Source organism: Streptomyces sp. NPDC026062, from assembly GCF_055568375.1.
Genome location: NZ_JBVHOQ010000003.1, coordinates 101,757 through 128,223, shown reverse-complemented (window position 1 = coordinate 128,223; position 26,467 = coordinate 101,757). Strand labels below are relative to the sequence as shown.

Here is a 26,467-nt window from a genome sequence, read left to right as displayed (position 1 = left end):
GTACGCCGTTGTACGGGACGTCTGGTGTGCCGTGATCAGACCATCAGGGAACGGTCCGTCGGGCGGATCGGGGCCGGCAGTGCGCTGGCTCCGGTCAGGAAGCGGTCCACGCCGCGTGCCGCGGAGCGGCCCTCGGCGATGGCCCACACGATGAGGGACTGGCCTCGGCCCGCGTCTCCGGCGACGAACACTCCGCCGACGTTGGTGGCGTAGTCGTTGTCACGGGCGATGTTGCCCCGCGCGTCGAGCTCCAGACCGAACTGCTGGACCAGTCCGTTGGCCTGGTCCGTGCCGGTGAAGCCCATCGCGAGGGTGACCAGCTGTGCGGGGATCGTCCGCTCGGTGCCGGGCTTCTGCTCCAGCTTACCGTCCTTGAACTCGACCTCGACGAGGTGGAGGGCCTGGACGTTGCCGTCCTCGTCGCCCTCGAAGTGGGTGGTCGAGACGGAGTAGACCCGCTCGCCGCCCTCCTCGTGCGCGGAGGTGACCTTGTAGAGCATGGGGAAGGTCGGCCAGGGCTGGTTGGCGTTCCGGTCCTCGCCGGGCCGGGGCATGATCTCCAGCTGCGTGACGGAGAGCGCGCCCTGGCGGTGGGCGGTGCCGACGCAGTCGGCGCCGGTGTCGCCGCCGCCGATGACGACGACGTGCTTGCCCTCGGCGGTGATCGGGGAGACCGTCAGGTCGCCCTCCTGCACCTTGTTGGCGAGGGGCAGGTACTCCATCGCGAAGTGCACGCCGTTCAGTTCACGGCCCGGGACGGGCAGATCGCGGGAGACGGTGGCGCCGGCGGCGATGACGACGGCGTCGTAGCGGCGCCGCAGCTTCGCGGCGTCGATGTCCTTGCCGATCTCGATCTCGGTGCGGAACTTGGTGCCCTCCGCGCGCATCTGCTCGATGCGGCGGTTGATGTGCGACTTCTCCATCTTGAACTCGGGGATGCCGTACCGGAGGAGTCCCCCGATGCGGTCCGCGCGCTCGTAGACGGCGACGGTGTGACCGGCCCGGGTCAGCTGCTGGGCGGCGGCGAGTCCGGCCGGGCCGGAGCCGATGACGGCCACGGTCTTGCCGGAGAGGCGCTCGGGCGGCTGCGGGGTGACGTCGCCCCGGTCCCATGCCTGGTCGATGATGGAGACTTCGACGTTCTTGATGGTGACGGCCGGCTGGTTGATGCCGAGCACACACGCCGACTCGCACGGGGCCGGGCAGAGCCGCCCGGTGAACTCCGGGAAGTTGTTCGTGGCGTGCAGGCGCTCGGACGCGGCGGTCCAGTCCTCGCGGTAGGCGTAGTCGTTCCACTCGGGGATGAGGTTTCCGAGCGGACAGCCCTGGTGGCAGAACGGGATGCCGCAGTCCATGCAGCGGCCGGCCTGCTTGCTGATGATCGGCAGCAGCGAGCCCGGAACGTAGACCTCGTTCCAGTCCTTGACGCGCTCACCGACGGGGCGGGTCTCGGCGACCTCGCGGCCGGTGGTCAGGAAGCCCTTGGGGTCAGCCATGGGTCGCCGCCTCCATCATCTTCTCGGTGGTCTCCTGCTCGGAGAGACCGGCGAGCTCAGCGGCGTCCTTGGCGGCGAGCACTGCCTTGTAGGTGGACGGGATGATCTTGCTGAAGCGGGCCACGGCGGTGTCCCACTCGGCGAGAAGCTTCTCGGCGACCGTGGATCCGGTCTCCTCCTGATGGCGGCGCACCACGTCGTGCAGCCACTGCCCGTCGGTGTCGGAGAGTTCCTCGACCGCGCCGAGGTTCCCGACGTTGACGTTGTCGCGGTTCAGGTCGATGACGTAGGCGACACCGCCCGACATGCCGGCCGCGAAGTTGCGTCCGGTCTCGCCGAGGACGACGGCGTGTCCGCCGGTCATGTACTCGCAGCCGTGGTCGCCCACGCCTTCCGAGACGACCGTGGCGCCGGAGTTGCGGACGCAGAACCGCTCACCGGTGCGGCCGCGCAGGAACAGTTCGCCGCCGGTGGCACCGTAGGCGATGGTGTTGCCCGCGATGGTGGAGTACTCGGCGAGGTGGTCGGCGCCCCGGTCCGGGCGGACGACGACGCGGCCGCCGGAGAGGCCCTTGCCGACGTAGTCGTTGGCGTCGCCCTCCAGGCGCAGCGTGATTCCGCTGGGCAGGAACGCGCCGAAGGACTGGCCCGCGGAGCCGGTGAAGGTGATGTCGATGGTGTCCTGGGGCAGGCCCGCACCGCCGAACTTCTTCGTGACCTCGTGGCCGAGCATGGTGCCGACGGTCCGGTTGATGTTGCGGATCGCGACCTGGGCGCGGACCGGCAGGGCGGCCTCGGCGCTATCGGCGCTCAGGGCGTCGGCGGCGAGCCTGATGAGCTCGTTGTCGAGGGCCTTGGCCAGTCCGTGGTCCTGCTCGGCGATCTGGTGGCGGACTGCGCCGTCGGCCAGTTCGGGGACGTGGAACAGCGGGGCGAGGTCGAGGCCCTGGGCCTTCCAGTGCGTGACGGCGCGGTCGGTGTCCAGGAGTTCGGCGTGGCCGACGGCCTCCTCGATCGTACGGAAGCCGAGTTCGGCGAGGATCTCGCGGACTTCCTCGGCGATGAACTCGAAGAAGTTGACGATGTACTCGGCCTTGCCGGAGAAGCGGTCGCGCAGGACCGGGTTCTGGGTGGCGATGCCGACCGGGCAGGTGTCGAGGTGGCAGACGCGCATCATGACGCAGCCGGAGACGACGAGCGGCGCGGTCGCGAAACCGAACTCCTCGGCGCCCAGCAGTGCGGCGATGACGACGTCGCGGCCGGTCTTGAGCTGGCCGTCGGTCTGCACGACGATGCGGTCGCGCAGGCCGTTGAGCAGCAGGGTCTGCTGGGTCTCGGCGAGGCCGAGCTCCCAGGGGCCGCCCGCGTGCTTCAGGGAGGTGAGCGGGGAGGCGCCCGTTCCGCCGTCGTGGCCGGAGATGAGGACGACGTCCGCGTGGGCCTTGGAGACACCGGCGGCGACCGTTCCGACACCGACCTCGGAGACCAGCTTCACGTGGATGCGGGCCGCCGGGTTGGCGTTCTTGAGGTCGTGGATCAGCTGAGCCAGGTCCTCGATGGAGTAGATGTCGTGGTGCGGCGGCGGGGAGATCAGGCCGACGCCCGGGGTGGAGTGCCGGGTCTTGGCGACCCACGGGTAGACCTTGTGGCCGGGCAGCTGGCCGCCCTCGCCGGGCTTGGCGCCCTGCGCCATCTTGATCTGGATGTCGTCCGCGTTGACCAGGTACTCGCTGGTGACACCGAAGCGGCCGGAGGCGACCTGCTTGATGGACGAGCGGCGCGCCGGGTCGTAGAGCCGGTCGGCGTCCTCGCCGCCCTCGCCGGTGTTGGACTTGCCGCCCAGCTGGTTCATGGCGATGGCAAGGGTCTCGTGTGCCTCGCGGGAGATCGAGCCGTACGACATGGCGCCGGTGGAGAAGCGCTTGACGATGTCGGAGACAGGCTCGACCTCGTCGATGTCGATCGCCTCACGGCCGGACGCGAAGCCGAAGAGTCCGCGGAGCGTCATCAGGCGCTCGGACTGCTCGTTCACCCGGTCCGTGTACTTCTTGAAGATGTCGTACCGGCGGTTGCGGGTGGCGTGCTGGAGGCGGAAGACCGTCTCCGGGTCGAACAGGTGCGGCTCGCCCTCGCGGCGCCACTGGTACTCGCCGCCGATCTCCAGCGCGCGGTGCGAGGCGGAGATGCCGGAGGCGGGGTAGCCCTTGGCGTGCCGGGCGGCGACCTCCTTGGCGACGACGTCGAGTCCGGCGCCGCCGATCTTGGTGGCGGTGCCGTTGAAGTACTGGGCGACGAACTCCTCGTCGAGGCCGACGGCCTCGAAGACCTGGGCGCCCCGGTAGGAGGCGACGGTGGAGATGCCCATCTTGGACATGACCTTCAGGACGCCCTTGCCCAGGGCGTAGATGAGGTTGCGGATGGCCTGTTCGGCCTCGATGCCCTCGATGAAGGTGCCGGCCCGGACGAGGTCCTCGACGGACTCCATGGCCAGGTAGGGGTTGACCGCGGCGGCGCCGTAGCCGATCAGCAGCGCGACGTGGTGGACCTCGCGGACGTCACCGGCCTCGACCAGCAGGCCCACCTGGGTGCGCTGCTTGGTGCGGATGAGGTGGTGGTGGACGGCGGAGGTGAGCAGCAGCGACGGGATCGGGGCGTGCTCGGCGTCCGAGTGCCGGTCGGACAGGACGATGAGGCGGGCGCCGTCCTCGATGGCGGCGTCGACCTCGGTGCAGATCTCCTCGATCCGCGCGGCCAGCGCGTCGCCGCCGCCGTTCACCCGGTAGAGGCCGGAGAGCGTGGCGGCCTTCATGCCCGGCATGTCGCCGTCGGCGTTGATGTGGATGAGCTTGGCCAGCTCGTCGTTGTCGATCACCGGGAAGGGCAGGGTGACGCTGCGACAGGACGCGGCGGTCGGCTCCAGCAGGTTGCCGGCGGGGCCCAGCGAGGAGCGCAGCGAGGTGACGAGCTCCTCGCGGATGGCGTCCAGCGGCGGGTTGGTGACCTGCGCGAACAGCTGGGTGAAGTAGTCGAAGAGCAGCCGGGGGCGCGCGGAGAGCGCGGCGATCGGCGAGTCGGTGCCCATGGAGCCGAGCGGCTCGCCGGAGGTGCGGGCCATCGGCGCGAGGATGACGCGGAGTTCTTCCTCGGTGTAGCCGAAGGTCTGCTGACGGCGGGTGACGGAGGCGTGCGTGTGCACGATGTGCTCCCGCTCGGGGAGGTCCTCCAGCTCGATCTCGCCGGTCTCCAGCCACTCCTGGTACGGGTTCTCGGCGGCGAGGGACGCCTTGATCTCGTCGTCCTCGATGATGCGGCGCTCGGCGGTGTCGACGAGGAACATCTTGCCGGGCTGGAGGCGGCCCTTGCGGACGACCTTGGCGGGGTCGACGTCCAGGACGCCGACCTCGGAGGAGAGCACGACGAGGCCGTCGTCGGTGACCCAGTAACGGCCGGGGCGCAGGCCGTTGCGGTCGAGGACCGCGCCGACCTGGGTGCCGTCGGTGAAGGTGACGCAGGCCGGACCGTCCCAGGGCTCCATCATCGTGGAGTGGTACTGGTAGAAGGCGCGGCGGGCCGGGTCCATCGAGTCGTGGTTCTCCCACGCCTCGGGGACCATCATCAGGACCGAGTGCGGCAGCGAACGGCCGCCGAGGTGGAGCAGCTCCAGGACCTCGTCGAAGGCGGCCGAGTCGGAGGCGTCCGGGGTGCAGACGGGGAAGATCCGGTCGAGCTGCGCCGTACCGAAGAGGCTGGAGGCGAGCTGGGACTCGCGGGCCTTCATCCAGTTGCGGTTGCCCTTGACCGTGTTGATCTCGCCGTTGTGCGCGACGAAGCGGTACGGGTGGGCGAGCGGCCAGCTCGGGAAGGTGTTGGTGGAGAAGCGGGAGTGGACCAGGGCGACCGTGGTGGCGAAGCGGCGGTCGGAGAGGTCCGGGAAGAACGGCTCCAGCTGCCCGGTGGTGAGCATGCCCTTGTAGACGATCGTGCGGGCGGAGAGCGACGGGAAGTAGACCCCGGTCTCACGCTCGGCGCGCTTGCGCAGCACGAAGGCCTTGCGGTCCAGGACGATGCCGGTGCTCTCGCCGTCCGCGACGAAGAGCTGGCGGAACTCGGGCATGACGGCGCGGGCGCCGTTGCCGAGGATGCCGGGGGTGACCGGGACCTCGCGCCAGCCGAGGACCCTGAGGCCTTCCTCGGCGGCGATCTTCTCGAGGCTGCGGACGGCCTCGGTGGCGTCGTCCGCGGGCAGGAAGGCGATGCCGACGGCGTAGGCACCGGCTTCGGGGAGCTCGAAGGGGACCTCTTCACGCAGGAAGGCGTCCGGGACCTGGAGCAGGATTCCGGCGCCGTCACCGGAGTCGGGCTCGGATCCGGTGGCGCCTCGGTGTTCGAGGTTGCGCAGCACGGTCAGCGCCTGCTCGACCAGCTCGTGGCCGGCCACACCGGTCAGAGTGGCTACGAACCCGACACCACAGGCGTCATGCTCGTTGCGGGGGTCGTACATCCCCTGCGGGGCGGGGCGACCGTCCATGGGCGACCAGGCGTCGGTGCGCATCGGCTCTCCCGTCGTCGTCGTGGCATTTTCAGTGCCGAGGGACGACGTTGGCCCTCTGCGAAATTTCGTGCAGATTACATGATGGGACGCTTCTCAAAAAGCGGATAGCTCGTTCCAACATACGGACACCGTCGTGACGGTGAAGTGGGTCGCAGTCGGAGGATCGGCGCCCGGGATACCGCAGAGAGCAGGCGTCGTTGCCTGCGGTGTCTACGGCTCATGCCCGGCGGCAAAGGAAACGAAACCGCCGGGTAATGACTACTTATGTGTAGCCCTGCATAGAGTCTCATTTTACGTCGCGTACGGCCGATCCGCCCAGTGGCGGTGGTCAGGACGTACGTCACACAGATGGCGCACGTGTTACGGCCACGCACACCGCGGGTGTGCGTGGCCGTGGACCGTACCGGATCGGGGCTCAGCCTCCGACGGCGACCCCGAACAGCGCGCCCAGACCGTAGGTGATCGCGGCCGCCGCACCGCCGAGCGCCAGCTGGCGCAGCCCGCTGAACCACCAGCTGCGGGCCGTGACCCGGGCGACCACCGCACCGCAGCCGAAGAGCCCGGCCAGGGCGAGCAGCACGGCGGGCCACATCGCGTCCGCGCCGAGCAGGTAGGGCAGTACGGGCAGCAGCGCACCCAGCGCGAAGGCGCCGAACGAGGACACCGCGGCGACGAGGGGGGACGGCAGGTCGCCCGGGTCGATGCCGAGCTCCTCGCGGGCGTGGATCTCCAGGGCCTGCTCGGGGTCGCGCGACAGCTGCCGGGCGACCTCGCGGGCCAGGCCGCTGTCGACGCCGCGGGACTCGTAGAGTGCGGCGAGCTCCCGTTCCTCGTCCTTGGGGTGCTTGCGCAGCTCCCGTCGCTCGATGTCGAGCTCGGCCTCGACGAGCTCGCGCTGCGAGGCGACGGAGGTGTACTCACCGGCCGCCATGGAGAAGGCGCCCGCGGCCAGGCCGGCCAGGCCGGTGATCACGATCGTGCGGTGCGAGACCGCGCCGCCCGCGACGCCGGTCATCAGGGCGAGGTTCGAGACGAGCCCGTCCATGGCACCGAACACCGCCGGGCGCAGCCAGCCACCGTTCACATCACGGTGGGTGTGGTTGTCCCGGTGCGCCTCGTGCAGTACGGCGTCGGTCTCGATGATGGACACAGCTCTCCCCTCACTCCGGTAGCGGTTCGCAGTCACTCCGCCCCGCTCAACATCATCGAAAGTACGCACGAAAAATGGCCCCCGCCAGCAAGGCAGGCCGTACTTACCACCCTCCGTAATCACATAGGTACGCCTTGCCTTGCTGTGCGAAGGCTGTCATCCGAGTGGCCCTTTTGTGGCGATAATCGGCCTTTGTCGTTGCTCCGCGTGGCACAGATCCCACACAGGGACGAGTACGGGCTCGCTGTGAGCGAAGGGTCGAGGCGATGGAGCTGACCGCAGGAAATCCGGCAGGGCCGCGGGCGGACGACGCGCGGGCGGCGTCGGGCGGGGCCACCGGCCCGGCCGCCGCTCCACCGGGCGGCCTCGGTGACCGGGCCAGGGGCGCACTGCTGGGCCTCGCGGTCGGTGATGCGCTGGGCGCCCCGGCGGAGAACATGCGGCCCTCCGAGATCCGCCGCCGCTGGGGCCGGATCGAGGGCTTCGTGAGCGACGACCCGGCGGGCACGGACGACACGGAGTACGCGATCTTCTCCGGGCTGCTGCTGGCCCGGCACGGATCGGCGCTGACCGTCACCCATGTCGAGCGGGCCTGGCATCTGTGGATCGCCGATCTGGACGAGGGGCCGTTCCGGGGCGCCGGGTTCAGCGAGCGGGGGACGCTGGAGAACCTGCGCCGGGGGCTGGCCGCCCCGATCTCCGCCCAGCACCGGCACGCCTGGAGCGACGGTCTGGCGATGCGGGCCGCACCCTTCGGGGTCTTCGCGGCGGGCCGGCCCGGGGAGGCGGCCAGGCTGGTCGCGGTGGACGGCCGGGTCAGCCATGACGGCGAGGGCATCTACGGCGGCCAGGCGGTGGCGGCCGGGGTGGCGGCCGCGATGACGGGGGCCGGGGTCACCTCCGTGATCGCCGCCGCGCTCTCCGCCGTGCCGATGGACTCATGGACGGCGCGCTCGCTGCGCCGGGCGGTGACGGCGGCCCGGCACCCGTATCCCGACCGGCTCACCAGGGAGCGGGCGGTGCGTTCGGCCGTCGTCATCGGCGGCTACCCGTGGACGGACCTGGCTCCCGAGGCGGTGGGCCTGGCCTTCGGGGCGTTCGCGGCGGCGCGCGGGGACTTCCGTACGGCGGTGCTGATGGCGGTCAACATGGGCCGCGACGCCGACACGACCGCCGCGGTGGCGGGCGCCCTGGCCGGTGCGCTGCACGGGGCGTCCGCCATCCCGCGCGCCTGGGCGGACGCGATCGGCCCGGTCCGCGGCAGTTGCCTGCCGTCGATGCGCGGCTACCACGTCCTGGACATCGCGGAGCTGCTGACACCGGACGAGACGGAGGAGCAAGGGGGGCCGCCCGGCCCGGCCCCCCTGCTGTGCGACGCCCCCGGAACGGCGGTGGCACGATGACCACGGCCGGGGACACCCCCCGCACCGCGTACCCGGACGCCCGGACGCACCCCGGGGAGGCACCCGAACTCCGCGGTGAGGAGCGGCCGCGCGAGGCCGCGCGCACGGAGGCCGGCCCCGGAGCCGCCCGGCCGCGCACCCCCCGCCGGGCCCGCATCGAGGGGCTGCTGCTCGGGCTGGCCGCCGGGGACGCCGCCGGATGGCCGGCCGCGCGGCACCGGGCGGCCCGGATGCCGGAGTGGACCCGGCGCCTGACCCGCGAGCTCGACACCTTCGCCGAGCAGAACGCGACGACGACGCTGCCCGTCCCCATCGCGCTGAACCAGCCGCCCGAACCCCTGCGGCTCGGCCCGTCCGACGACGCCGAATGGGCGGCCTTCGCCGCCGGGACCGTGCTCACATCGGCTGCGGGCGCGCTCCAGGGCCTGGCCCCGGGGCGGCGGATGCGGGCCGCGGTGGACGCCGCGTGGAACGCCCTGGCCGCCGAGGTCGCCGCGGCCGCCGCCCGGGCTCCCGAGGTCGAGTCGGCGGTGCTGCCGCTGCGGGCGCGGATCTCGGTCCGGGCCGGGCTCGGCAACCTCGCCGCCGGTCTGCGCCCGCCCGCCACCGGCCACGACAACCCGCACTACTTCGACGACGCGGCGTGCGTGCGGGCCGCCGTGCTGGCCGTCGTGCACCCCGGCGATCCCGGGGCGGCGGCGGACCTCGCGGAGTTCGACGCCCGCTACACCCAGGACGGCGACGGAGTGCACGGAGCGCGGGCGACGGCCGCCGCGATCGCGGAAGCCCTCGGCGGCGCGGACGTGGACACCGCGGTGAACGCCGCGCTCGCCCAGCTCCCCGAGGGCACCGAGATCGCCCGCAACGCCGCCCACGCGGTCCGTATCGCCCGTGACTTCGCCGGTGAGAGGGCCGGCGCGTTCGCCCTCGTGCCGGTGCTGGAGCATCAGATCGTCGACCATGTCTACAGCTACGGGATCGCCGCCGCCGAGACGGTCCCCGTCGCGCTCGCCCTGGCCACCGCCGCGCGCGGTGACATCGCGCAGGCCGTGCCGTCGGCGGCCTGCCTCTCCCGGGTCGCCGACTCGGCCCCCGCGCTGGCCGGGGCGCTCACCGGGGCGCTGGGTTCGGTCAGTGCCGTGCCGGCCGGCTGGCGCGAGGCGTGCCGCACCCTGGCCGGGTGCGCGCTGCCCCGTTTCGCGGGCACGGATCTGATCGAACTCGCCGGGCTGCTGGCAGACACGGAACCAGCACCCCCGGGTGGACAATTCGGACATGACATCCACAGCACCTCCGGTGCCCACGAGGTCCGCACCCCCCACGACGTCCGCGGCGCCCACCCTCGATGAACGGATCGCGGGCGCGCTCGTCGGCGCGGCGGTCGGCGACGCGCTCGGCGGTCCGGTCGAGGGCTACTCCCCCGAACAGATCGTGGCGCGACACGGCGGGCCGGTCACCGGTGTCGTCGGCCCCTGGGCCGGCGACGACTGGCGCACCGCCCGCCCCGTCGCGCCGTACCACAAGGGCGACGGGCATGTCACCGACGACACCTTGATGACCCATGCGCTGGTGCGCGTGTACGGGAAGGTGCGCGGCCATCTCGACGCGTACTCCGTCGCCGATCACCTGGTGCCCGAGCTGATCTCCAGCCCTCGCTGGATTCCGGAGCTGGAGGCCGAGGCACTGCCGCTCCAGCGGATCTTCCTCGCCGAGAAGTGGATCGTCGCCCGGCTGCACTACGGCCATGTCGACCCGCGCGAGGCGGGCTCGGGGAACATCGTCAACTGCGGTGCGGCGATGTACATGGCACCGGTCGGTCTGGTGAACGCGGCCCATCCGCGGGCCGCGTACGCCGAGGCGCTGGATGTCGCGGGCGCCCATCAGTCGTCGTACGGGAGGGAGGCGGCCGGAGTGTTCGCGGCCGCCGTCGCCGCTGCCTGTGTGCCGGGGGCGACGCCCGCCGACGTCGTCGAGACCTGTCTGTCGCTGGCCAAGGACGGCACCCGGGCCGCGATCCGGGCGGTCTGCGAAACGGCCGCCCGCCACCGGGACTGCGCATCGGCGATCGCCCCGCTGCGGGAGGCCGTCGCCCCCTTCGACACCGTCGGCCCCGACTACCGCACCCCCTCGCTCGGCGCCCGCCGCCCGTCCCGGCTGCACTCCATCGAGGAACTTCCCGTCGCGCTCGGGATGTTGCTGGTCGCGGACGGGGACTACCGGCGGGCGGTCATCGGTTCGGTCAACTACGGACGGGACTGCGACTCGATCGCCACGATGAGCGGGGCGATCGCGGGCGCGCTGCACGGCGAGCGGGCGATCCCGGCCGACTGGGCGGCGACGGTCGGCGAGGCCAGCCGGCTCGATCTGCACGCCCCGGCCCGTGCCCTGACCGAGGTTGCCCGCGAGGTGTTCGCACACGACACGGCCCGCCGCCGCGCCCACGAGGCCGCCTTCGCCACGCTGGCGGGCCGGCCGTGACCGCGACGCTGCGGGTCACCTGGGTCCAGCCCGAGGACCTCGTCGGGCACGAGCTGCGGCAGGCTGCCGAGGACGGGCGGGACGCCCGGGACATCGCGCGCCGGTGGTACGAGGCCGGCGGCTCGCCCGCCCCGGACCGCGCGGGCGCCTCGGTCCCGGTGGCCCCTCCCGGGCTGCGCACGGTCGCCGGGCACCTGCTGGACGAACTCGCCCTGCTGGACTGGCCGTTGGCCGAGGCGGAACCGACCGGTCTCGACGCGGTCCGGGACGCCTGCCCGCACTGGCCGCAGCCCCGCACGGAGCCGTCCGCCGTGGACCGCGAACGGCTGCACGCGGCGTGGCTGGGCCGCGCGGCGGGCTGTCTGCTGGGCAAACCGGTCGAGAAGCTGCCGCTGGAGGGCATCCGTGCCCTGGCCCGCGCCACCGGGAACTGGCCGCTGAGCAGCTGGTTCACCGCCCGCGGACTGCCCTCGGCACTGGCGGCCACCTATCCCTGGAACCGCCGTTCCGCGCCCACCTCACTGGCCGAGAACATCGACGGGATGCCCGAGGACGACGACCTCAACCACCCGCTGCTCACCGTGCTGTTGCTTCAGCGGTACGGAAAGTCGTTCACCACCGCGGATCTGGCCCGGCTCTGGCTGGAGGAGCTTCCGGCGGGCCGGACGTTCACCGCCGAACGGATCGCGTACCGCAATCTGCTCGACGGCCTCGAACCGCCGGACACCGCACGCCACCGCAATCCGTTCCGGGAGTGGATCGGGGCGCAGATCCGCGCCGACGTGCACGGCTGGACCCATCCCGGCGACCCGGCATCGGCCGCCGAACAGGCCCACCGCGACGCGGTCCTCACCCACACCGGGAACGGGGTGTACGGCGCGATGTTCACCGCGGCGGCACTGGCCGAGGCGGCCGGGGGCGAGGCCGACGTGCACGGGTGCCTCGCCGCCGGCCTGCGCGTGGTTCCCCCCGGCTCACGGTTCGCACAGGCCGTACGCGACGGAATCGCCACGGCCCGCGAGGAGAACTGCTTCGATAAGGTCGTCGACCGGCTGCACGCGGCGTACGGCAGGTACCACTGGGTGCATGTACTGCCCAACGCGGCTCTGCTCGCCGCCGCACTCACCCATGCCGACGGCGACTTCACCGGCTCCATCTGCCGTGCGGTGTCGGGCGGCTGGGACACCGACTCCAACGGGGCGACCGCCGGTTCGCTCGCCGGTCTGCTGGCCGGACGGCCGGACGCGCTGCCCGACCGGTGGATCACCCCGCTGAAGAACCGTCTCGCCACATCCGTCACCGGTTTCGACTCGGTCGGCTTCGACACCCTCGCCGATCTGACGCACCGGCTCACCCACGAGGAGGCACTCCGCCCATGACCAAAGTCGCGGTGCTCGGCAGCACCAATATGGATCTTGTGGCCTACGTCGACCGGGCTCCGGAGCGCGGGGAGACCGTCACCGGGCGGGAGTTCCGCACCATTCCCGGCGGCAAGGGCGCCAATCAGGCAGTCGCCGCCGCCCGCGCGGGCGGTGACGTGATGATGATCGGTGCGGTGGGCGACGACGAGTACGGACTGCGGATGCGGGAGAACCTGGAGCACTCGGGTGTCGACACCGATCTGCTGCACACCGCGGAAGGGCCCAGCGGCACCGCGCACATCGTGGTCGACGGCAGGGGATCGAACGCGATCGTCGTCATCCCGGGCGCCAACGGCACCGTCACCGCGCTCGGTCCGGGCGAGATCGCCGCGATCGCCGAAGCCGATCTGCTGCTGCTCCAGCTGGAACTGCCGATGTCCGCCGTGATCGAGGGGGCGCGGGCCGGCCATGCCCAGGGGGTGCGGACGGTCCTCACCCCGTCCCCCGTCCAGCAACTGCCCGCCGAACTCCTCGACTGCGTCGATCTGCTGATCGCCAATGAGCACGAGGCGGCCGAACTCTCCGGGCACGCCGAACCGAACGCGGCGGCCGAGATCCTGCTCGGCCAGGTGCCCGCGCTCGTCATCACGCTCGGCTCGAAGGGCTGTCTGTACGCCGCCCGGGGCAGCCGGACCGTGCACTTCCCCGCCCCCGAGGTGACCACCGTCGACACCACCGGGGCCGGGGACACCTTCGCCGGCACGCTCGCCGTGGCACTGGGCGAGGGACAGCCGGTGCCGAAGGCCATCGCCTGGGCCTCGTCGGCCGCCGCACTCTGCGTACAGAGGCCAGGCGCGTCGATCTCGATGCCGTACCGCAGCGAAATCGACGCCGCGTGAGCGCGCCGGGGACGCCGCCCCTGACCGGGCTGCGGGTCATCGATCTCGCCACCTTGTTCGCGGGCCCCCTGTGCGCCACGATGCTGGGCGACTTCGGTGCCGACGTGATCAAGGTCGAGCATCCGGTCCGGCCCGATCCGTCCCGGGGGCACGGCCCCGCGAAGGACGGGGTCGGCCTGTGGTGGAAGCTGCTCGGCCGCAACAAGCGCAATCTGACCCTCGACCTGTCCTGTCCGGACGGACGGGAGCTGCTGCTCCGGTTGGCCGCCGGCACCGATGTGATCATCGAGAACTTCCGGCCGGGCACGCTGGAGCGGTGGGGGCTCGGGCCGGAGGAACTGCACGCCGTCAACCCCCGGCTGGTGCTGGTGCGGGTCACGGGCTTCGGCCAGTTCGGCCCGTACGCGCACCGGCCCGGCTTCGGCACGCTCGCGGAGGCGATGAGCGGGTTCGCGGCGATCACCGGGGAACCGGACGGCCCTCCGACGCTGCCGCCGTTCGGCCTCGCCGACTCGATCGCGGCACTCGCCACCTCGTTCGCCGTGATGGCCGCGCTGGCGGGCCGGGACCGCACGGGCGTCGGCCAGGTCGTCGACATGGCGATCATCGAACCGATGCTGACCGTGCTCGGCCCGCAGCCGCTCTGGTACGACCAGCTGGGATACGTCCAGCCACGCACCGGCAACCGCTCGCGCAACAACGCCCCGCGCAACACCTACCGCACCTCGGACGGGCAGTGGGTGGCCGTCTCCACCTCGGCGCAGTCCGTCGCCGAGCGTGTGATGCGTCTGGTGGGCCGGGCGGAGCTGATCGACGAGCCCTGGTTCGCCGCCGGCTCCACCCGGGCCGAGCACAGCGACGAGCTCGACGAGGCGGTCGGCAACTGGATCGCGCGGCACACCCGGGACGACGCGCTCTCGGCGTTCGAGAAGGCGGAGGCCGCCATCGCGCCCATCCACGACATCCGTGACGTGATGGAGGACCCGCAGTACCGGGCCCTGGATTCCATCACCGAGGTGGACGACCCGGAGCTGGGCCCGCTGCGGATGCAGAACGTCCTCTTCCGGCTGTCCGGTACTCCGGGTGCGGTCCGCTGGGCGGGGCGGCCGCACGGGGCCGACACGGAGGAGATCCTCACCGGGATCGGGCTGAGCGGCGCGGAGATCGCGGCGCTGCGGACGGAGCGTGTCCTGTGACCACCGACACCCCACTGACCTGGCTGTACGCCCCCGGGGACCGGCCGGACGTGGTGCGCAAGGCACGGGAATCGGGGGCGGACGCGGTGATCGTCGACCTGGAGGACGCCGTCGCCCCCGACCGCAAGGAGTACGCGCGATCGGCCTCCGCCGAACTCCTTTCCGCTCCGCCGCCCCCCGGCGCGACGCCGGTCCATGTCCGGGTCAACGACGAGGCGGACGTGCTGGCCCTGGCCGGGCTGCCGGGTCTGGCGGGGCTGCGGCTGCCGAAGATCACGCATGCCGCGTCCGTGCACCACATCGCGGCGCTGGCCCCGGGGATCGCGCTCTGCCCGCTGCTGGAGTCGGCCCTCGGCATCGAGCACGCGTACTCGGTGGCCACCGCCCATCCGCAGGTGCGTTCCCTCGCCCTCGGCGAAGCGGATCTCCGGGCGGATCTGGGGGTACGGGAGGACGCGGGGCTCGACTGGTCGCGCAGCAGAGTGGTGGTCGCCGCCCGGGCGGCGGGGCTGGCCCCGCCCACCCAGTCGGTGTTCCCGGACGTCCGGGACCTGGACGGACTGTGGACGTCCTGCGCCCATGGGCGTGCGCTCGGATTCCTCGGCCGGGCCGCGATCCATCCCCGGCAGCTCCCGGTGATCGAAAGGGCGTTCCGGCCGACCCAGCAGGAGGTCGAGGCCGCGCAGGAAATCATCGAGGCGGCCGGCGCCCAGACGGGTGCCCTCGCCCTGCCGGACGGCCGCTTCGTCGACGCGGCGGTGGTGGCCCAGGCCCATCGCACGCTGGCCCTGGCCGGGCGGACGCGGTGAGCGGGGCGCGGTGAGCGGGACGCGGTAGGCAGTTCGCGGTGGCCGGGCAGGCGTGAGTGGGCGGCGCCCGGCCACCGCGAACTGCTCACCGCATCCCAGTCCCCCGTCCCCGTCCCCCGGACATGGCAAGGGGCCGCCGGATCGTCCGGCGGCCCCTTGTCTTCGTGTGCGTCGGTGTCGGCGTCAGCCCTTGGCCGTCTCCGCCTCACCGTTCGACTTCGGCGCGTCCTCGTCCTCGTCGGGGCCGGTGTCGGCCTCGGACCGGTTCTCGACGGCCTTCGCGTCAGTGGACTCCGTGCCGCCGGCCTCGCCGGTCTCGCCGTCCTCGACGGGCTCCCCGTCCTCGGCACCGGTGGCATCGACGGCCCCGGGCTCGACGATCTCCTCGCGCCCCGGCCGTACCTTCGCCGAGATCACGATGTACGCCACCGCCAGCACGAACACGATCAGCGCGGTCCACACGTTCAGCCGCAGGCCCAGGATGTGGTGGGCCTCGTCGACACGCATGTACTCGATCCAGGCGCGGCCCGCGCAGTACGCCGCGACGTACAGCGCGAACGCCCGCCCGTGCCCGAGCTTGAAGCGGCGGTCCGCCCAGATCACCAGGAGGGCGACGCCCACGCACCACAGCGACTCGTACAGGAAGGTCGGGTGGTAGGTGCCGGCGACCCGGTTGGGGCCCTCGCTGATCTTCAGCGCCCAGGGGACGTCGGTCGCCCGGCCGTACAGCTCCTGGTTGAACCAGTTGCCCCAGCGGCCGCAGGCCTGGGCCAGGGCGATGCCGGGTGCGAGCGCGTCGGCCCAGGCGGGCAGCGGGATCCCCCGGCGGCGGCAGCCGATCCAGGCACCGACCGCGCCGAGCGCGATCGCACCCCAGATGCCGAGGCCGCCCTGCCAGATCTTGAAGGCGTCGACCCAGTTCTCACCGTCGCTGAAGTACAGCTGATAGTCGGTGATGACGTGGTAGAGCCTGCCTCCGACCAGGCCGAAGGGCACCGCCCAGACGGCGATGTCGGCAACAGTGCCGACGCTGCCGCCTCGGGCGACCCAGCGCTTGTTGCCGAACCAGACGGCGACGAAGACACCGATGATGATGCAGAACGCGTAGCCGCGAAGCGGGATCGGTCCGAGATCGATCACGCCGGTCGACGGGCTGGGAATGTAGGCAAGATTCATGGCATCGTCGACGCTACCCTGCCGGGCGGGGCGTACGGCAACCCGCCCGACAACGTCTGGGTAACGAGCCGGTCATGGATTACCCCGGTTGCACGGCGCTCAGGAGCCGGACGGGGCCGGTGTGACGGTGCCCGGCTCCTTGCCCTTGTTGGCCTCGGCGACCCACTTCTTCAGGTTCGCCACGGTGATGGGCTCGTCACCCTTCTTCGGGAAGATCGACTCGCCGTTGAGCAGCGCCGTCGGTGTGCCCTGGAAGCCGCCCTTCTCGAAGGCGGTGTTGGACTTCTCCACCCAGGTGTCGTGCGCGCCGTCCTCCACACAGCTGCGGAACGTGGGCGTGTCGAGCCCGTCGACCTTCTTCGACAGCTCGATCAGCTTGCCGTTGTCACCGAAGGCGTCGTCGGTCTCCTTCGGCTGATTGCTGTACAGGACGTCGTGGTAGGCGGGGAACTTGCCGGCGTCCTGGGCGCAGGCCGCCGCGTTGGCCGCCTTGAGCGAGCCGCTGCCGCCGAAATTCCCGTCGATCAGGGTGGCGAAGTGGTATTCGACCTTGAGCTGCCCGCTCTGCTCCATCTGGTGGATCGTGTCCCGGAAGGCGTTCTCGAACTGGGCGCAGACCGGGCAGCGGAAGTCCTCCCAGATCGTGAGCGTGGACGGGGCGTCGTCCGCTCCCACCGGAATGGTCAGGCTGTCCTTGCCGGTCGCTCCGGACGGCGCGACGGCGGGGCCGGACGGCTTGGCCTGGTCGCTCTTGCCGCCGGTGTTCGCGGCGATCACGCCGACGACGGCGGCCAGTCCCAGCACCCCCACCACGGCCGCGGAGACGATCAGCGTGCGGCGTCGGCGCTCATGCGCCTTCTCCTGTTCGCGCTGCTGGATCAGCCGGTCTCGCGCGGCCCTTTTTCCCTCTTGGTTCTTCTCGCTCACACCCGCAGCAACGAACCGGGGAGGCACTCGCGTGCCTCCCCGGTCCCAGGTCCACCCCATCGGGTGACGAGGGTGTCAGCGCTTTCGAACACCTTCGGCCAGGTCGGCCGCCAGTGAGCGGACGGCCGCGAGGCCCGCCGCCTCGTCGGGAGCGTCCAGCATCCGCTTGACGAAGGCGGAGCCGACGATGACACCGTCGGCGAAGCCGGCGACCTCGGCGGCCTGATCGGCGTTGGACACGCCGAGGCCGACGCAGACCGGGAGAGCGGTGGTGGCACGGGTGCGCACCACCAGGTCCTGGGCCTGCTCGCCGACGGAGACCCGGGTGCCGGTGACTCCCATCAGCGAGGCCGCGTAGACGAAGCCGGAGCCGGCCGCCGTAATGGTCGCCAGGCGCTCGTCCTTGCTGCTGGGCGCGACGACGAACACGGTCGCGAGACCGTGCTTGTCTGCGTGCTCGCGCCACAGCGCGGACTCCTGGACCGGCAGGTCGGGCAGGATGCACCCGGCGCCGCCGGCCTCGGCGAGCTCGGCGGTGAAGCGCTCGACGCCGTACCGGTCGATCGGGTTCCAGTACGTCATGACGAGGATCGGGACACCCGTGGCCTCGTACGCCTCGCGGACCGTACGCATCACGTCGGCGATCCGCACCCCGCCGCGCAGCGCGATGTCGTCGGCGGTCTGGATGACGGGGCCGTCGAGAACGGGGTCGCTGTGCGGCAGCCCCACCTCCACGACGTCGGCGCCGCCGGCGGCCACGGCCTTGACCGCCTCGATGGCGCCGTCCACGGTCGGGAAGCCGGCGGGCAGGTACGCGATCAGCGCGGCCCGGTCCTCGGCCCGCGCGGCGGCGAGCGTGGTGTTCAGCAGCTCGATGTTGCCGCTCACTTGACGTCCCCCTCGATCTCGGCGCTGTCACTGTCCGCGTCGGCCTCGACGGCCGCGTCGGCCTCGTACAGGCCGAAGTAGCGCGCTGCCGTGTCCATGTCCTTGTCGCCCCGGCCGGACAGGTTGACCAGGATCAGGCCGTCCTTGCCGAGTTCCCTGCCGACCTCCAGGGCACCGGCCAGCGCGTGCGCGCTCTCGATCGCCGGGATGATGCCCTCGGTGCGGGAGAGCAGGCGCAGCGCCTGCATGGCGGCGTCGTCGGTGACGGCGCGGTACTCCCCCCGGCCGATGTCCTTGAGGTAGGCGTGCTCCGGGCCGATGCCCGGGTAGTCCAGGCCGGCCGAGATGGAGTAGGGCTCGGTGATCTGGCCCTCGTCGTCCTGGAGGACGTAGCTGCGCGAACCGTGCAGGATGCCGGGCTCGCCCGCCGTCAGGGTCGCCGCGTGCTCGCCCGTCTCCACACCGTGTCCGGCGGGCTCGCAGCCGATGAGGCGGACGCCCTCGTCGGGTACCAGTGCGTGGAAGAGCCCGATGGCGTTGGAGCCGCCGCCGACGCAGGCGACGGCGGCGTCCGGCAGCCGGCCGGTCCGTTCCAGGATCTGGCGGCGCGCCTCGACGCCGATCACGCGGTGGAAGTCGCGGACCATGGCCGGGAAGGGATGCGGACCGGCGACCGTACCGAAGAGGTAGTGGGTGCGGTCCACGTTGGCGACCCAGTCGCGGAACGCCTCGTTGATGGCGTCCTTGAGTGTGCGGGAGCCGGACTTCACGGCGATGACCTCGGCGCCGAGCATCCGCATGCGCGCCACGTTCAGCGCCTGCCGCTCGGTGTCGATCTCGCCCATGTAGATGGTGCATTCGAGGCCGAAGAGCGCGCACGCGGTCGCGGTGGCGACACCGTGCTGGCCGGCGCCGGTCTCGGCGATGACGCGGGTCTTGCCCATGCGCCTGGTGAGCAGTGCCTGGCCCAGCACATTGTTGATCTTGTGTGAGCCGGTGTGGTTCAGGTCCTCGCGCTTGAGGAAGATCCGGGCGCCGCCCGCGTGCTCGGCGAAGCGCGCGACCTCGGTCAGGGCGCTGGGCCGACCCGTGTAGTTGACCATCAGTTCGTTGAGCTCGGCGGCGAAGGCGGGGTCGGCCTTGGCCTTGTCGTACTCGACGGCCACCTCGTCCACGGCGGCGACGAGCGCCTCCGGGATGAACTTTCCGCCGTACGCGCCGAAGTAGCCCTCGGCGCTGGGGATCAGACCCTCCGGGTCCGGAATGAAGAAGTCGGACGACATCTCGACGTGCTCCTCGGCATGGCAGTGGGTGGGGTCACCGTATGCGCCGTGAGCGGAGCGCCGCCTCGGCCGTCGGTGGCCGGGCGGTGTGGTCGTGCGGATCCGCCGGTGGGGCGGGGGCGACGGCCGGGGCTCGCTCTACTGCGCGCGCCCCGTGCACCATCGCATGCCGTTGACCTGGCCGGGCTCGTCACCGATCACGTACCGCACCCGCCGGCCGTGCACACGGCGTGCGGGGGCGCGGCAGCCGCGTGGGCGGCAGCCGCGCGCCAGCGGCGCGTGCGGGTCGCGGCCCTGTGCCCCGGCGGGGCGCAGGCCCGGCCGGGGACGGAGCGCGGAGCGGTCGGCGGACACGGGGTGGGGTCAGCTCCGTCCGTGCCGGAGTGCGGGGTGGGCGCCTGCGGCGACCAGGTCGGCGACGGCGCCCCGCGGGTCGCGGCCGGTGACCAGGGACTCGCCGACCAGCACACCGTCCGCGCCCGCGTTGGCGTAGGCGATGAGGTCGTGCGGTCCCCGGACGCCGGACTCGGCGATCTTGACGATGTGGTCGGGGATCTCGGGGGCGACGCGCTCGAACGTGGAGCGGTCGACCTTGAGGTCCTTGAGGTTGCGCGCGTTGACGCCGATGATCCGTGCGCCGGCGTCCACGGCGCGCTCCGCCTCCTCCTCGTCGTGCGCCTCGACCAGCGGCGTCAGGCCGATGGACTCGGCGCGCTCGATCAGGGAGACGAGGGCCTCCTGGTCGAGGGCGGCGACGATCAGCAGGGCGAGGTCGGCGCCGTAGGCGCGTGCTTCCCACAGCTGGTACGAGGTGACGATGAAGTCCTTGCGCAGGATCGGGATGTCGACCTTGGCGCGGACGGCCTCCAGGTCGGCCAGCGATCCGCCGAAGCGGCGTTCCTCGGTGAGGACCGAGATGACGGACGCGCCGCCGGCCTCGTAGTCCGCGGCGAGCGCGGCAGGGTCGGCGATGGCGGCCAGGGCGCCCTTGGAGGGGCTGGAGCGCTTGACCTCGCAGATGACGGTCACGCCCTCGCCGCGCAGCGCGGCGACTCCGTCCTTGGCCTGGGGAGCACGGGCCGCGCGTTCCTTGAGCTCGTCGAGGCTGACGCGCGCCTGCCGCTCCGCGAGGTCGGCACGAACGCCGTCGATGATCTCGTCGAGCACACTCACGCGAGAGGCCCCCTTCTGGGACGTTGACAAGGGAACAGGATGGGACATGCCGATGGTATCCGCAGGAGGCCGATGGGCCCGCATCCGGCCGGTGGATGTCCCACTACCTGGGCATTCAAGGGGCCAGCGCCGATCCGAACGGCAGGTTCCGGACAACGGAGAAGACCAGCAGTACGGCTCCGATGCCCCACCAGTGGAGCGGCTTGAGGTCGATCCGCAGCGGCCGCCCGGCTGCCGCGCGGACGATCCAGAGGACCCAGAGCACGGCGAAGGCCGCGTAGCCGACGACGGCGAAGGCGTTGGCGCCGAGGGCCGCCGCGATGTCCCCGTGCGCGAAGGCGTGGGCGCTGCGCAGCCCGCCGCAGCCGGGGCAGTAGACGCCGGTGAGCCGGAGCAGCGGGCAGACCGGGTAGTGCCCGGGTTCGTTGGGGTCGACGGTGCCGACGTAGGCGAAGGCCCCGGCGACGGCGGCCAGGACGGCGGCCGGAGTGGCGATCCGCCGGAGCCGTGAGGCGGGGGCCGGGGCGGGCGGGGGGCCGGGGTGTCCGCCGTGCGTCGGGGGCGGTCCGGGCACCGGCTGGGGGCCGGGCGCCCGCGGAGCGGCGGGAGAGGGCGATGCGTCCACCCGGTGATTGTCGCCGCTGATACGGAAAGGCGCAGCCCGGACGGGCTGCGCCTTGCGTCGCCGGAACCGGTTCAGGAGATCTGCGCCTGCCCGGCGCGGGCCCTGGCCGCTGCCAGCTCCGCCGACTCCTTCGGCATGCCGAGGCCGGCTGCCTTCATCGCGAGGCCGATGACTCCGCCGATGAGGATGACGGCGATTCCGGCCCAGAAGCCGAGGGGGTTGGCCGCGACCATGAAGACGCCCGCGATGCAGAAGCCGATGAAGGCGATGATGACACCGGTCCAGGCGGCCGGGGTGTGTCCGTGGCTGCTGCCCGCCATGAGTTGCTCCTCGTTGGTGTTGCGCTGTTGGTATCGCTCGGGGTCGCCGCGACCGTGCCGCTGTGGGTGCCGCCGTGCTGCGAGCTCACGGTCATTGTCCCGTACGCGCGGGTGCGACGTGAGCTGGGGGTCATGCCTCGCGCGTCGGGTCCTCGCCCCGGTCCAGGGCCTTCCACAGGTCCTCGGGCCGGTCGGGGTCCGGGGCGGGGCGGGAGGCCTTGCGGGGACGCGGGGTGCCGTCGCGCTCGTACCGTCCGGACATCGTGGGCCAGCGGCTGCCGAAGCGCAGGGCGAGAAGCCCGGCGAGCAGGATCAGCAGGCCGCCGGCCGCGGTCACGTAGGGCCAGGCGGTGTGGCTGAGGGCTTCGATGGTGGCGGAGGTGTCACCGGCGGTCTGCGCGGCCTTGTCGTCGAGCGCGGAGCTGTCGGACGCGCCGAGGTAGGCGCTCACCGCGGCGCCGAGGCCGCTGAGGGCCAGCAGTCCCGCGACGGCCAGCCGGCCGGCGCCGCGGACGGCGAAGACGGCGACGAGGGCGGCCAGGCCGACTATGGCGAGGGCCGCGGGGAGGCCGGTGACGTCCTGTCCGTCGGCGTTCAGTGCCAGGGTGCCGCCGCCGACGGCGGCCTTGCCCCCGGCCCAGGTCTGCCCGGAGGCGAGCAGGACGACGGTGGCTCCGGCCGCCCCGAGGAGCAGGCCGGCTGCCAGGCTTCGGCGGCTTCCCGCGCTGTCGGGCGCGGCGGCGGCTTCGGCACGGGGCTGGGGTACGGGGACAGCACTCACGTACTCCACTATCCCTTACGTCCTCCGGACAACCGACCGCCCCCCTCGCGCGCGGCCCGTCAGGCGCCGCCGAGCCGGTTGGCCGTGTGCACGGCGCGCAGCACCGCCGCGGCCTTGTTGCGGCACTCGGTGTCCTCGGCGACCGGGTCGGAGTCGGCGACGACCCCGGCGCCGGCCTGGACGTACGCCGTGCCGTCCCGCAGCAGCGCGGTGCGGATCGCGATGGCGGTGTCGGAGTCCCCCGCGAAGTCGAGGTACCCGACGCAGCCGCCGTACAGCCCTCGGCGGGTGGGTTCGAGCTCCTCGATGATCTGCATGGCGCGCGGCTTGGGGGCGCCGGAGAGCGTGCCGGCGGGGAAGCACGCGGTCAGGACGTCGAAGGCGGTGCGGCCCTCGGCGACCTTGCCGGTGACGGTGGAGACGATGTGCATCACGTGCGAGTACCGCTCGATCGACATGAAGTCGACGACCTCGACGCTGCCGGGCTCGCAGACCCGGCCCAGGTCGTTGCGGCCGAGGTCGACGAGCATCAGGTGCTCGGCGCGTTCCTTGGGGTCGGCGAGGAGTTCGTCGGCGAGCGCCTGGTCCTCCTGCGGGGTGGCACCCCGGTGCCGGGTTCCGGCGATCGGGTGGACCATCGCGCGGCCGTCCTCGACCTTGACGAGGGCTTCGGGGCTGGAGCCCGCGACGTCGAAGCCGTCGAAGCGGAAGAGGTACATGTACGGCGAGGGGTTGGTGGCGCGCAGCACCCGGTAGACGTCCAACGCGCTTGCCGTGCAGGGGGTTTCGAAGCGCTGGGACGGGACGACCTGGAAGGCCTCACCGGCCCGGATGCGCTCCTTCACGTCCTCGACCGCGTCCTGGTAGGCCTTGCCGCCCCACAGCGCGGTGTACGGCGGGAGCTCGGAGGGGGGAAGTGCGGCCGGGGCGTTCTCGACGGGGCGGCGCAGGTCCTGTTCCATGGCGTCGAGCCGGGCGACGGCGTCGGTGTACGCCTCGTCGACGCCGGTGGCCAGGTCGTTGTGGTTGATCGCGTTGGCGATCAGCAGGACGCTGCCGTCCCAGTGGTCGAGGACGGCGAGGTCGGAGGTGAGCAGCATCGTCAGCTCGGGGAGCTTCAGATCGTCGCCGCCGCTCTCGCCGATCTTCTCCAGCCGGCGCACGATGTCGTAGCCGAGGTAGCCGACCATGCCGCCGGTGAAGGGGGGAAGCCCGGATTCCTGGTCGTGCGGGGTGTGCAGGGTCTCGATGGTGGCGCGCAGGGCCTGGAGCGGGTCGCCGTCGACGGGGACGCCGACCGGCGGGGTGCCGAGCCAGTGGGCCTCGCCGTCGCGGGTGGTGAGGGTGGCGGCGCTGCGTACGCCGATGAAGGAGTAGCGCGACCAGGTGCGGCCGTTCTCCGCGGATTCCAGGAGGAAGGTGCCGGTGCGCTCGGCCGCGAGCTTGCGGTAGAGGCCGACCGGGGTGTCGCCGTCCGCGAGGAGCCGGCGGGTGACGGGGATGACGCGCCGGTCGACGGCCAGCTTGCGGAACGTGTCGAGGTCCATGGCGGCAGACCCTACTTTCCGGGCATGAGGACGTCGGCGTCGAAGCAGGTGCGGTCGCCCGTGTGGCAGGCGGCGCCCGTCTGGTCGACCTTGACGAGGACGGTGTCGGCGTCGCAGTCCAGGGCCACGGACCTGACCTGCTGGATGTGGCCGGAGGTGTCGCCCTTGACCCAGTACTCCTGGCGGCTGCGCGACCAGTAGGTGCAGCGGCCGGTGGTCAGGGTGCGGTGCAGTGCCTCGTCGTCCATCCAGCCGAGCATCAGCACCTCGCCGGTGTCGTACTGCTGGGCGATGGCCGGGACCAGTCCGTCGGCGCCGCGCTTGAGGCGGGCGGCGATGGCGGGGTCGAGGTCGCTGGCGGGCCGGGGGGTGCCGGGCGTGGGCGTGCTGGTCATGTGCCCATTGTGCCGTGGTGAAGGAGGGCTTCCGGGCGTGCGTCCACTGGGCGGACGGTGGACACCGGCCGTACGCTGGCGGACATGTCGACCCATGCGAAGCGCGAACGACTTCTGCTTGCCGACCTGTTGGAGGCGGTGGGACCCGAGGCGCCGACCCTGTGCCACGGCTGGACGGCCAGGGACCTGGCGGCCCATGTGGTGATGCGGGAGCGCCGGCCGGACGCGGCGGCCGGGACGGTGATCGGCCCCCTGAAGAACCGGCGCGACCGGGTCCTGGGCGAGTTCACCGGAAAGCCGTACGAGGAGCTGATCCAGCTCATCCGTACGGGTCCGCCGAAGATGTCCCCGTTCGGGCTGAAGCAGCTGGACGAGGCGGCCAACACCGTCGAGTTCTACGTGCACACGGAGGACGTCCGCCGGGCGCAGCCGGACTGGTCGGCCCGGGAGCTCGACCCCGTCTTCGCCGATGTCCTGTGGTCGCGTACGGAGAAGGCGGCGCGGGTCCTCGGGCGGAAGGCGCCGGTGGGGCTGGTGCTGCGCCGCCCGGACGGTCAGACGGTGGTCGCGCACAAGGGCACCCCGGTGGTGACGGTGACGGGTGAGCCGGGCGAGCTGCTGCTGTTCGCGTTCGGGCGGCAGGAAGCGGCGCGGGTGGAGCTGGAGGGCGAGCAGGAAGCGATCGGCCGGGTGACGGCGGCGGAACTGGGCGTGTAGGCCGGGGCCCGGCCCGGTCAGCCCGGGAGTTCCGCGCGGCGCAGCGGGGTGAGGGCCAGGCCGGTCACCGCGCCCGCCGCGCACAGCGTGGCGCTTGCGACGAAGACCGGGCCGGTGCCCCAGAGGGCGACGGCTGTGCCGGTGACGGGGTAGCTGAGCGGCGCCAGGGCGTGGGTGAAGAGAGTCGAGACCGAGGTGACCCGGCCCAGGTAGGCGGGGTCGGCGGCGGTCTGGACGAGGGCTCCGCACAGGGCGCCGCCGAGGCCGGCGAAGAGGCCGACCAGGGAGGCGACCGCTGCCGCGAGCGGCACGGAGGGCGCGTACACCAGGGCTCCGATGGCGGCCGATCCCACCAGCACGGTGAGGCACATGACGAGTCCGGCCCGGGGGACGTGGCCTCGTACCGTGAGCAGCAGGGCCGAGGCGCTCGCGCCGATGCCGAAGGCCGCGACGACCCAGCCCATGCCGGAGGCGCCCCAGCCGCGTTCCTCGCTGAGCAGGATCAGGCCGAGGTTGAGCGGTCCGACGAAGCCGAGCTCGCTGACGGCGACGACGAGCATCAGCGGGCCCAGCATCGGGTGGCGGCGGATGTATCCCAGTCCGTCGGCCAGTTCGCGCCAGGCGGTGCCGGCCGGTTCCGGCTCCGCCGTGCCGGTCGCGGGCAGCGGGCTCATCCGTACGGCGAGGAGCAGCGGCAGCGAGACGGCGAACAGCACGCCCGCGGCGGCGAAGGCCAGGACCGGACCGCCGAGGGCCACGGCGACGCCGCCGAGCGGGGCTCCGACGACGTTGGCGGTACGGGTGGCGAGGCCGCGCATGCCCTGCACGCGGGCGAGTTGGGAGGCGGCGGTGATCCGGGGCGGCAGGGCGCCGACCGAGGGCAGGAAGAGGGCGTCGGCCGCGCCGAACACGAGCGCGACGGCGATCAGCATCCACACCGTGGGCGAGGTGAGGAGCAGCGTGCCGGCCAGGCCCAGGATGACGAGGCAGCGGACTGTGTCGCTCGCGACGACGACGCGGCGCGGGCCGAGCCGGTCGGCGAGCACTCCCCCGCCGAGCAGGAGCACGGCCCGGGGTATGGAGCCCGCGGCGAGCACGAGACCGGTCTGCGAGGCACTGCCGGTGCGGGCGGCGGCCCAGGCGAGGGCCATGTAGTAGACGCTGTCGCCGATCATGGACGCGGTGTACGCGCCGAGCCAGCGCAGGACGTTGCCGTCGCGGTGGGCGGGGCGGCCGGTGGCCTCGGCAGCGGGGAGGGTGACGGTCACGGGGTCGTCCTCTCGGGTCCGGA

General features: G+C 72.4%; 23 protein-coding genes. 8 read left to right on the top strand and 15 right to left on the bottom strand.

The annotated features are described in order from the left end of the window. Window positions 1-35 precede the first annotated feature (35 nt). The 3 genes from ACZ4LX_RS03755 to ACZ4LX_RS03745 all read right to left on the bottom strand — a co-directional run bounded on the left by ACZ4LX_RS03755 (window position 36) and on the right by ACZ4LX_RS03745 (window position 7,198). Window positions 36-1,496, bottom strand: coding sequence for a glutamate synthase subunit beta (locus ACZ4LX_RS03755; protein WP_467635145.1), 1,461 nt, complete (start codon window positions 1,494-1,496; stop codon window positions 36-38). Beyond that, a complete protein-coding gene (gene gltB / locus ACZ4LX_RS03750; protein ID WP_467635142.1) occupies window positions 1,489-6,048 on the bottom strand; it encodes a glutamate synthase large subunit in 4,560 nt (1,519 codons plus the stop codon). The genes ACZ4LX_RS03755 and gltB overlap by 8 nt, the downstream gene beginning before the upstream one ends. Before the next feature lie 415 nt (window positions 6,049-6,463). After that, window positions 6,464-7,198, bottom strand: a complete 735-nt coding sequence (locus ACZ4LX_RS03745; RefSeq protein WP_467635139.1) for a VIT1/CCC1 transporter family protein — start codon at window positions 7,196-7,198, stop codon at window positions 6,464-6,466. A 266-nt stretch (window positions 7,199-7,464) separates the two neighbouring features. Between ACZ4LX_RS03745 and ACZ4LX_RS03740 the strand changes: the two genes are divergently transcribed. Genes ACZ4LX_RS03740 through ACZ4LX_RS03710 form a run of 7 tightly spaced genes read left to right on the top strand, consistent with a single transcriptional unit; the run spans window position 7,465 to window position 15,344 of the window. Further along, the gene (locus ACZ4LX_RS03740) at window positions 7,465-8,601 is read left to right on the top strand and encodes an ADP-ribosylglycohydrolase family protein (RefSeq protein ID WP_467635136.1); all 1,137 of its coding nucleotides are present in this window, start codon (window positions 7,465-7,467) and stop codon (window positions 8,599-8,601) included. Next, the gene (locus ACZ4LX_RS03735; RefSeq protein WP_467635132.1) at window positions 8,598-9,950 is read left to right on the top strand and encodes an ADP-ribosylglycohydrolase family protein; all 1,353 of its coding nucleotides are present in this window, start codon (window positions 8,598-8,600) and stop codon (window positions 9,948-9,950) included. The genes ACZ4LX_RS03740 and ACZ4LX_RS03735 overlap by 4 nt, the downstream gene beginning before the upstream one ends. Continuing rightward, a complete protein-coding gene (locus ACZ4LX_RS03730) occupies window positions 9,877-11,079 on the top strand; it encodes an ADP-ribosylglycohydrolase family protein (RefSeq protein WP_467635129.1) in 1,203 nt (400 codons plus the stop codon). Before ACZ4LX_RS03735 ends, ACZ4LX_RS03730 begins: the two co-directional genes overlap by 74 nt. Beyond that, complete coding sequence (locus ACZ4LX_RS03725; protein ID WP_467635126.1) at window positions 11,076-12,458, top strand: ADP-ribosylglycohydrolase family protein; 1,383 nt, start codon at window positions 11,076-11,078, stop codon at window positions 12,456-12,458. Before ACZ4LX_RS03730 ends, ACZ4LX_RS03725 begins: the two co-directional genes overlap by 4 nt. Next, entirely contained in the window at window positions 12,455-13,339 is an 885-nt protein-coding gene (gene rbsK / locus ACZ4LX_RS03720; protein ID WP_467635123.1) for a ribokinase, read from the top strand. Before ACZ4LX_RS03725 ends, rbsK begins: the two co-directional genes overlap by 4 nt. Continuing rightward, window positions 13,336-14,535 (top strand): CaiB/BaiF CoA transferase family protein, encoded by a 1,200-nt coding sequence (locus tag ACZ4LX_RS03715; RefSeq protein WP_467635120.1) that lies wholly within the window; start codon window positions 13,336-13,338, stop codon window positions 14,533-14,535. The genes rbsK and ACZ4LX_RS03715 overlap by 4 nt, the downstream gene beginning before the upstream one ends. Then, on the top strand, window positions 14,532-15,344 hold the full coding sequence (locus ACZ4LX_RS03710) for an HpcH/HpaI aldolase/citrate lyase family protein (RefSeq protein WP_467635117.1): 813 nt from the start codon (window positions 14,532-14,534) through the stop codon (window positions 15,342-15,344). The genes ACZ4LX_RS03715 and ACZ4LX_RS03710 overlap by 4 nt, the downstream gene beginning before the upstream one ends. A 183-nt stretch (window positions 15,345-15,527) precedes the next feature. Here ACZ4LX_RS03710 and lgt read toward each other — a convergent pair whose 3' ends face one another. From lgt to hisI, 11 genes are all read right to left on the bottom strand, one after another. Beyond that, window positions 15,528-16,520 carry a prolipoprotein diacylglyceryl transferase gene (gene lgt, locus ACZ4LX_RS03705; RefSeq protein WP_467635113.1) on the bottom strand — a complete coding sequence of 331 codons (993 nt, stop codon included), beginning with the start codon at window positions 16,518-16,520 and terminating at the stop codon, window positions 15,528-15,530. Between the two features lie 99 nt (window positions 16,521-16,619). Then, window positions 16,620-17,447 (bottom strand): DsbA family protein, encoded by an 828-nt coding sequence (locus ACZ4LX_RS03700; RefSeq protein WP_467635110.1) that lies wholly within the window; start codon window positions 17,445-17,447, stop codon window positions 16,620-16,622. Between the two features lie 75 nt (window positions 17,448-17,522). Continuing rightward, window positions 17,523-18,335 (bottom strand): tryptophan synthase subunit alpha, encoded by an 813-nt coding sequence (gene trpA, locus ACZ4LX_RS03695; RefSeq protein ID WP_467635107.1) that lies wholly within the window; start codon window positions 18,333-18,335, stop codon window positions 17,523-17,525. After that, window positions 18,332-19,618 carry a tryptophan synthase subunit beta gene (gene trpB / locus ACZ4LX_RS03690; RefSeq protein ID WP_467635104.1) on the bottom strand — a complete coding sequence of 429 codons (1,287 nt, stop codon included), beginning with the start codon at window positions 19,616-19,618 and terminating at the stop codon, window positions 18,332-18,334. The genes trpA and trpB overlap by 4 nt, the downstream gene beginning before the upstream one ends. A gap of 138 nt (window positions 19,619-19,756) precedes the next feature. After that, window positions 19,757-19,933 carry a tryptophan biosynthesis modulator TrpM gene (gene trpM, locus ACZ4LX_RS03685; protein ID WP_467635747.1) on the bottom strand — a complete coding sequence of 59 codons (177 nt, stop codon included), beginning with the start codon at window positions 19,931-19,933 and terminating at the stop codon, window positions 19,757-19,759. A gap of 48 nt (window positions 19,934-19,981) precedes the next feature. Then, window positions 19,982-20,791 carry an indole-3-glycerol phosphate synthase TrpC gene (gene trpC, locus ACZ4LX_RS03680; RefSeq protein WP_467635101.1) on the bottom strand — a complete coding sequence of 270 codons (810 nt, stop codon included), beginning with the start codon at window positions 20,789-20,791 and terminating at the stop codon, window positions 19,982-19,984. A gap of 115 nt (window positions 20,792-20,906) precedes the next feature. Continuing rightward, window positions 20,907-21,416 carry a DUF2752 domain-containing protein gene (locus ACZ4LX_RS03675; protein WP_467635098.1) on the bottom strand — a complete coding sequence of 170 codons (510 nt, stop codon included), beginning with the start codon at window positions 21,414-21,416 and terminating at the stop codon, window positions 20,907-20,909. Window positions 21,417-21,487: 71 nt separating this feature from the next. Further along, the gene (locus ACZ4LX_RS03670) at window positions 21,488-21,736 is read right to left on the bottom strand and encodes an HGxxPAAW family protein (RefSeq protein ID WP_467635095.1); all 249 of its coding nucleotides are present in this window, start codon (window positions 21,734-21,736) and stop codon (window positions 21,488-21,490) included. 130 nt (window positions 21,737-21,866) lie between these two features. After that, window positions 21,867-22,526 carry a TIGR02234 family membrane protein gene (locus tag ACZ4LX_RS03665; protein ID WP_467635092.1) on the bottom strand — a complete coding sequence of 220 codons (660 nt, stop codon included), beginning with the start codon at window positions 22,524-22,526 and terminating at the stop codon, window positions 21,867-21,869. 50 nt (window positions 22,527-22,576) lie between these two features. After that, complete coding sequence (locus tag ACZ4LX_RS03660) at window positions 22,577-24,064, bottom strand: anthranilate synthase component I (protein WP_467635088.1); 1,488 nt, start codon at window positions 24,062-24,064, stop codon at window positions 22,577-22,579. Between the two features lie 11 nt (window positions 24,065-24,075). Continuing rightward, entirely contained in the window at window positions 24,076-24,459 is a 384-nt protein-coding gene (gene hisI, locus ACZ4LX_RS03655; protein ID WP_467635086.1) for a phosphoribosyl-AMP cyclohydrolase, read from the bottom strand. 84 nt (window positions 24,460-24,543) lie between these two features. Between hisI and ACZ4LX_RS03650 the strand changes: the two genes are divergently transcribed. Continuing rightward, on the top strand, window positions 24,544-25,176 hold the full coding sequence (locus ACZ4LX_RS03650) for a TIGR03085 family metal-binding protein (protein WP_467635082.1): 633 nt from the start codon (window positions 24,544-24,546) through the stop codon (window positions 25,174-25,176). Window positions 25,177-25,193: 17 nt separating this feature from the next. On the opposite strand, the gene ACZ4LX_RS03645 is transcribed toward ACZ4LX_RS03650, so the two are convergent. Beyond that, the gene (locus tag ACZ4LX_RS03645; protein ID WP_467635079.1) at window positions 25,194-26,444 is read right to left on the bottom strand and encodes an MFS transporter; all 1,251 of its coding nucleotides are present in this window, start codon (window positions 26,442-26,444) and stop codon (window positions 25,194-25,196) included. Window positions 26,445-26,467 lie beyond the last annotated feature (23 nt).

Excerpts from the sequence above, each read along its gene's own strand:
- trpB (WP_467635104.1), bottom strand. The coding sequence starts at position 19,618 with ATGTCGTCCGACTTCTTCATTCCGGACCCGGAGGGTCTGATCCCCAGC.
- ACZ4LX_RS03730 (WP_467635129.1), top strand. The coding sequence starts at position 9,877 with ATGACATCCACAGCACCTCCGGTGCCCACGAGGTCCGCACCCCCCACG.
- ACZ4LX_RS03650 (WP_467635082.1), top strand. The coding sequence starts at position 24,544 with ATGTCGACCCATGCGAAGCGCGAACGACTTCTGCTTGCCGACCTGTTG.
- ACZ4LX_RS03740 (WP_467635136.1), top strand. The coding sequence starts at position 7,465 with ATGGAGCTGACCGCAGGAAATCCGGCAGGGCCGCGGGCGGACGACGCG.
- ACZ4LX_RS03660 (WP_467635088.1), bottom strand. The coding sequence starts at position 24,064 with ATGGACCTCGACACGTTCCGCAAGCTGGCCGTCGACCGGCGCGTCATC.
- ACZ4LX_RS03755 (WP_467635145.1), bottom strand. The coding sequence starts at position 1,496 with ATGGCTGACCCCAAGGGCTTCCTGACCACCGGCCGCGAGGTCGCCGAG.
- rbsK (WP_467635123.1), top strand. The coding sequence starts at position 12,455 with ATGACCAAAGTCGCGGTGCTCGGCAGCACCAATATGGATCTTGTGGCC.
- lgt (WP_467635113.1), bottom strand. The coding sequence starts at position 16,520 with ATGAATCTTGCCTACATTCCCAGCCCGTCGACCGGCGTGATCGATCTC.
- hisI (WP_467635086.1), bottom strand. The coding sequence starts at position 24,459 with ATGACCAGCACGCCCACGCCCGGCACCCCCCGGCCCGCCAGCGACCTC.
- gltB (WP_467635142.1), bottom strand. The coding sequence starts at position 6,048 with ATGCGCACCGACGCCTGGTCGCCCATGGACGGTCGCCCCGCCCCGCAG.
- ACZ4LX_RS03735 (WP_467635132.1), top strand. The coding sequence starts at position 8,598 with ATGACCACGGCCGGGGACACCCCCCGCACCGCGTACCCGGACGCCCGG.
- ACZ4LX_RS03670 (WP_467635095.1), bottom strand. The coding sequence starts at position 21,736 with ATGGCGGGCAGCAGCCACGGACACACCCCGGCCGCCTGGACCGGTGTC.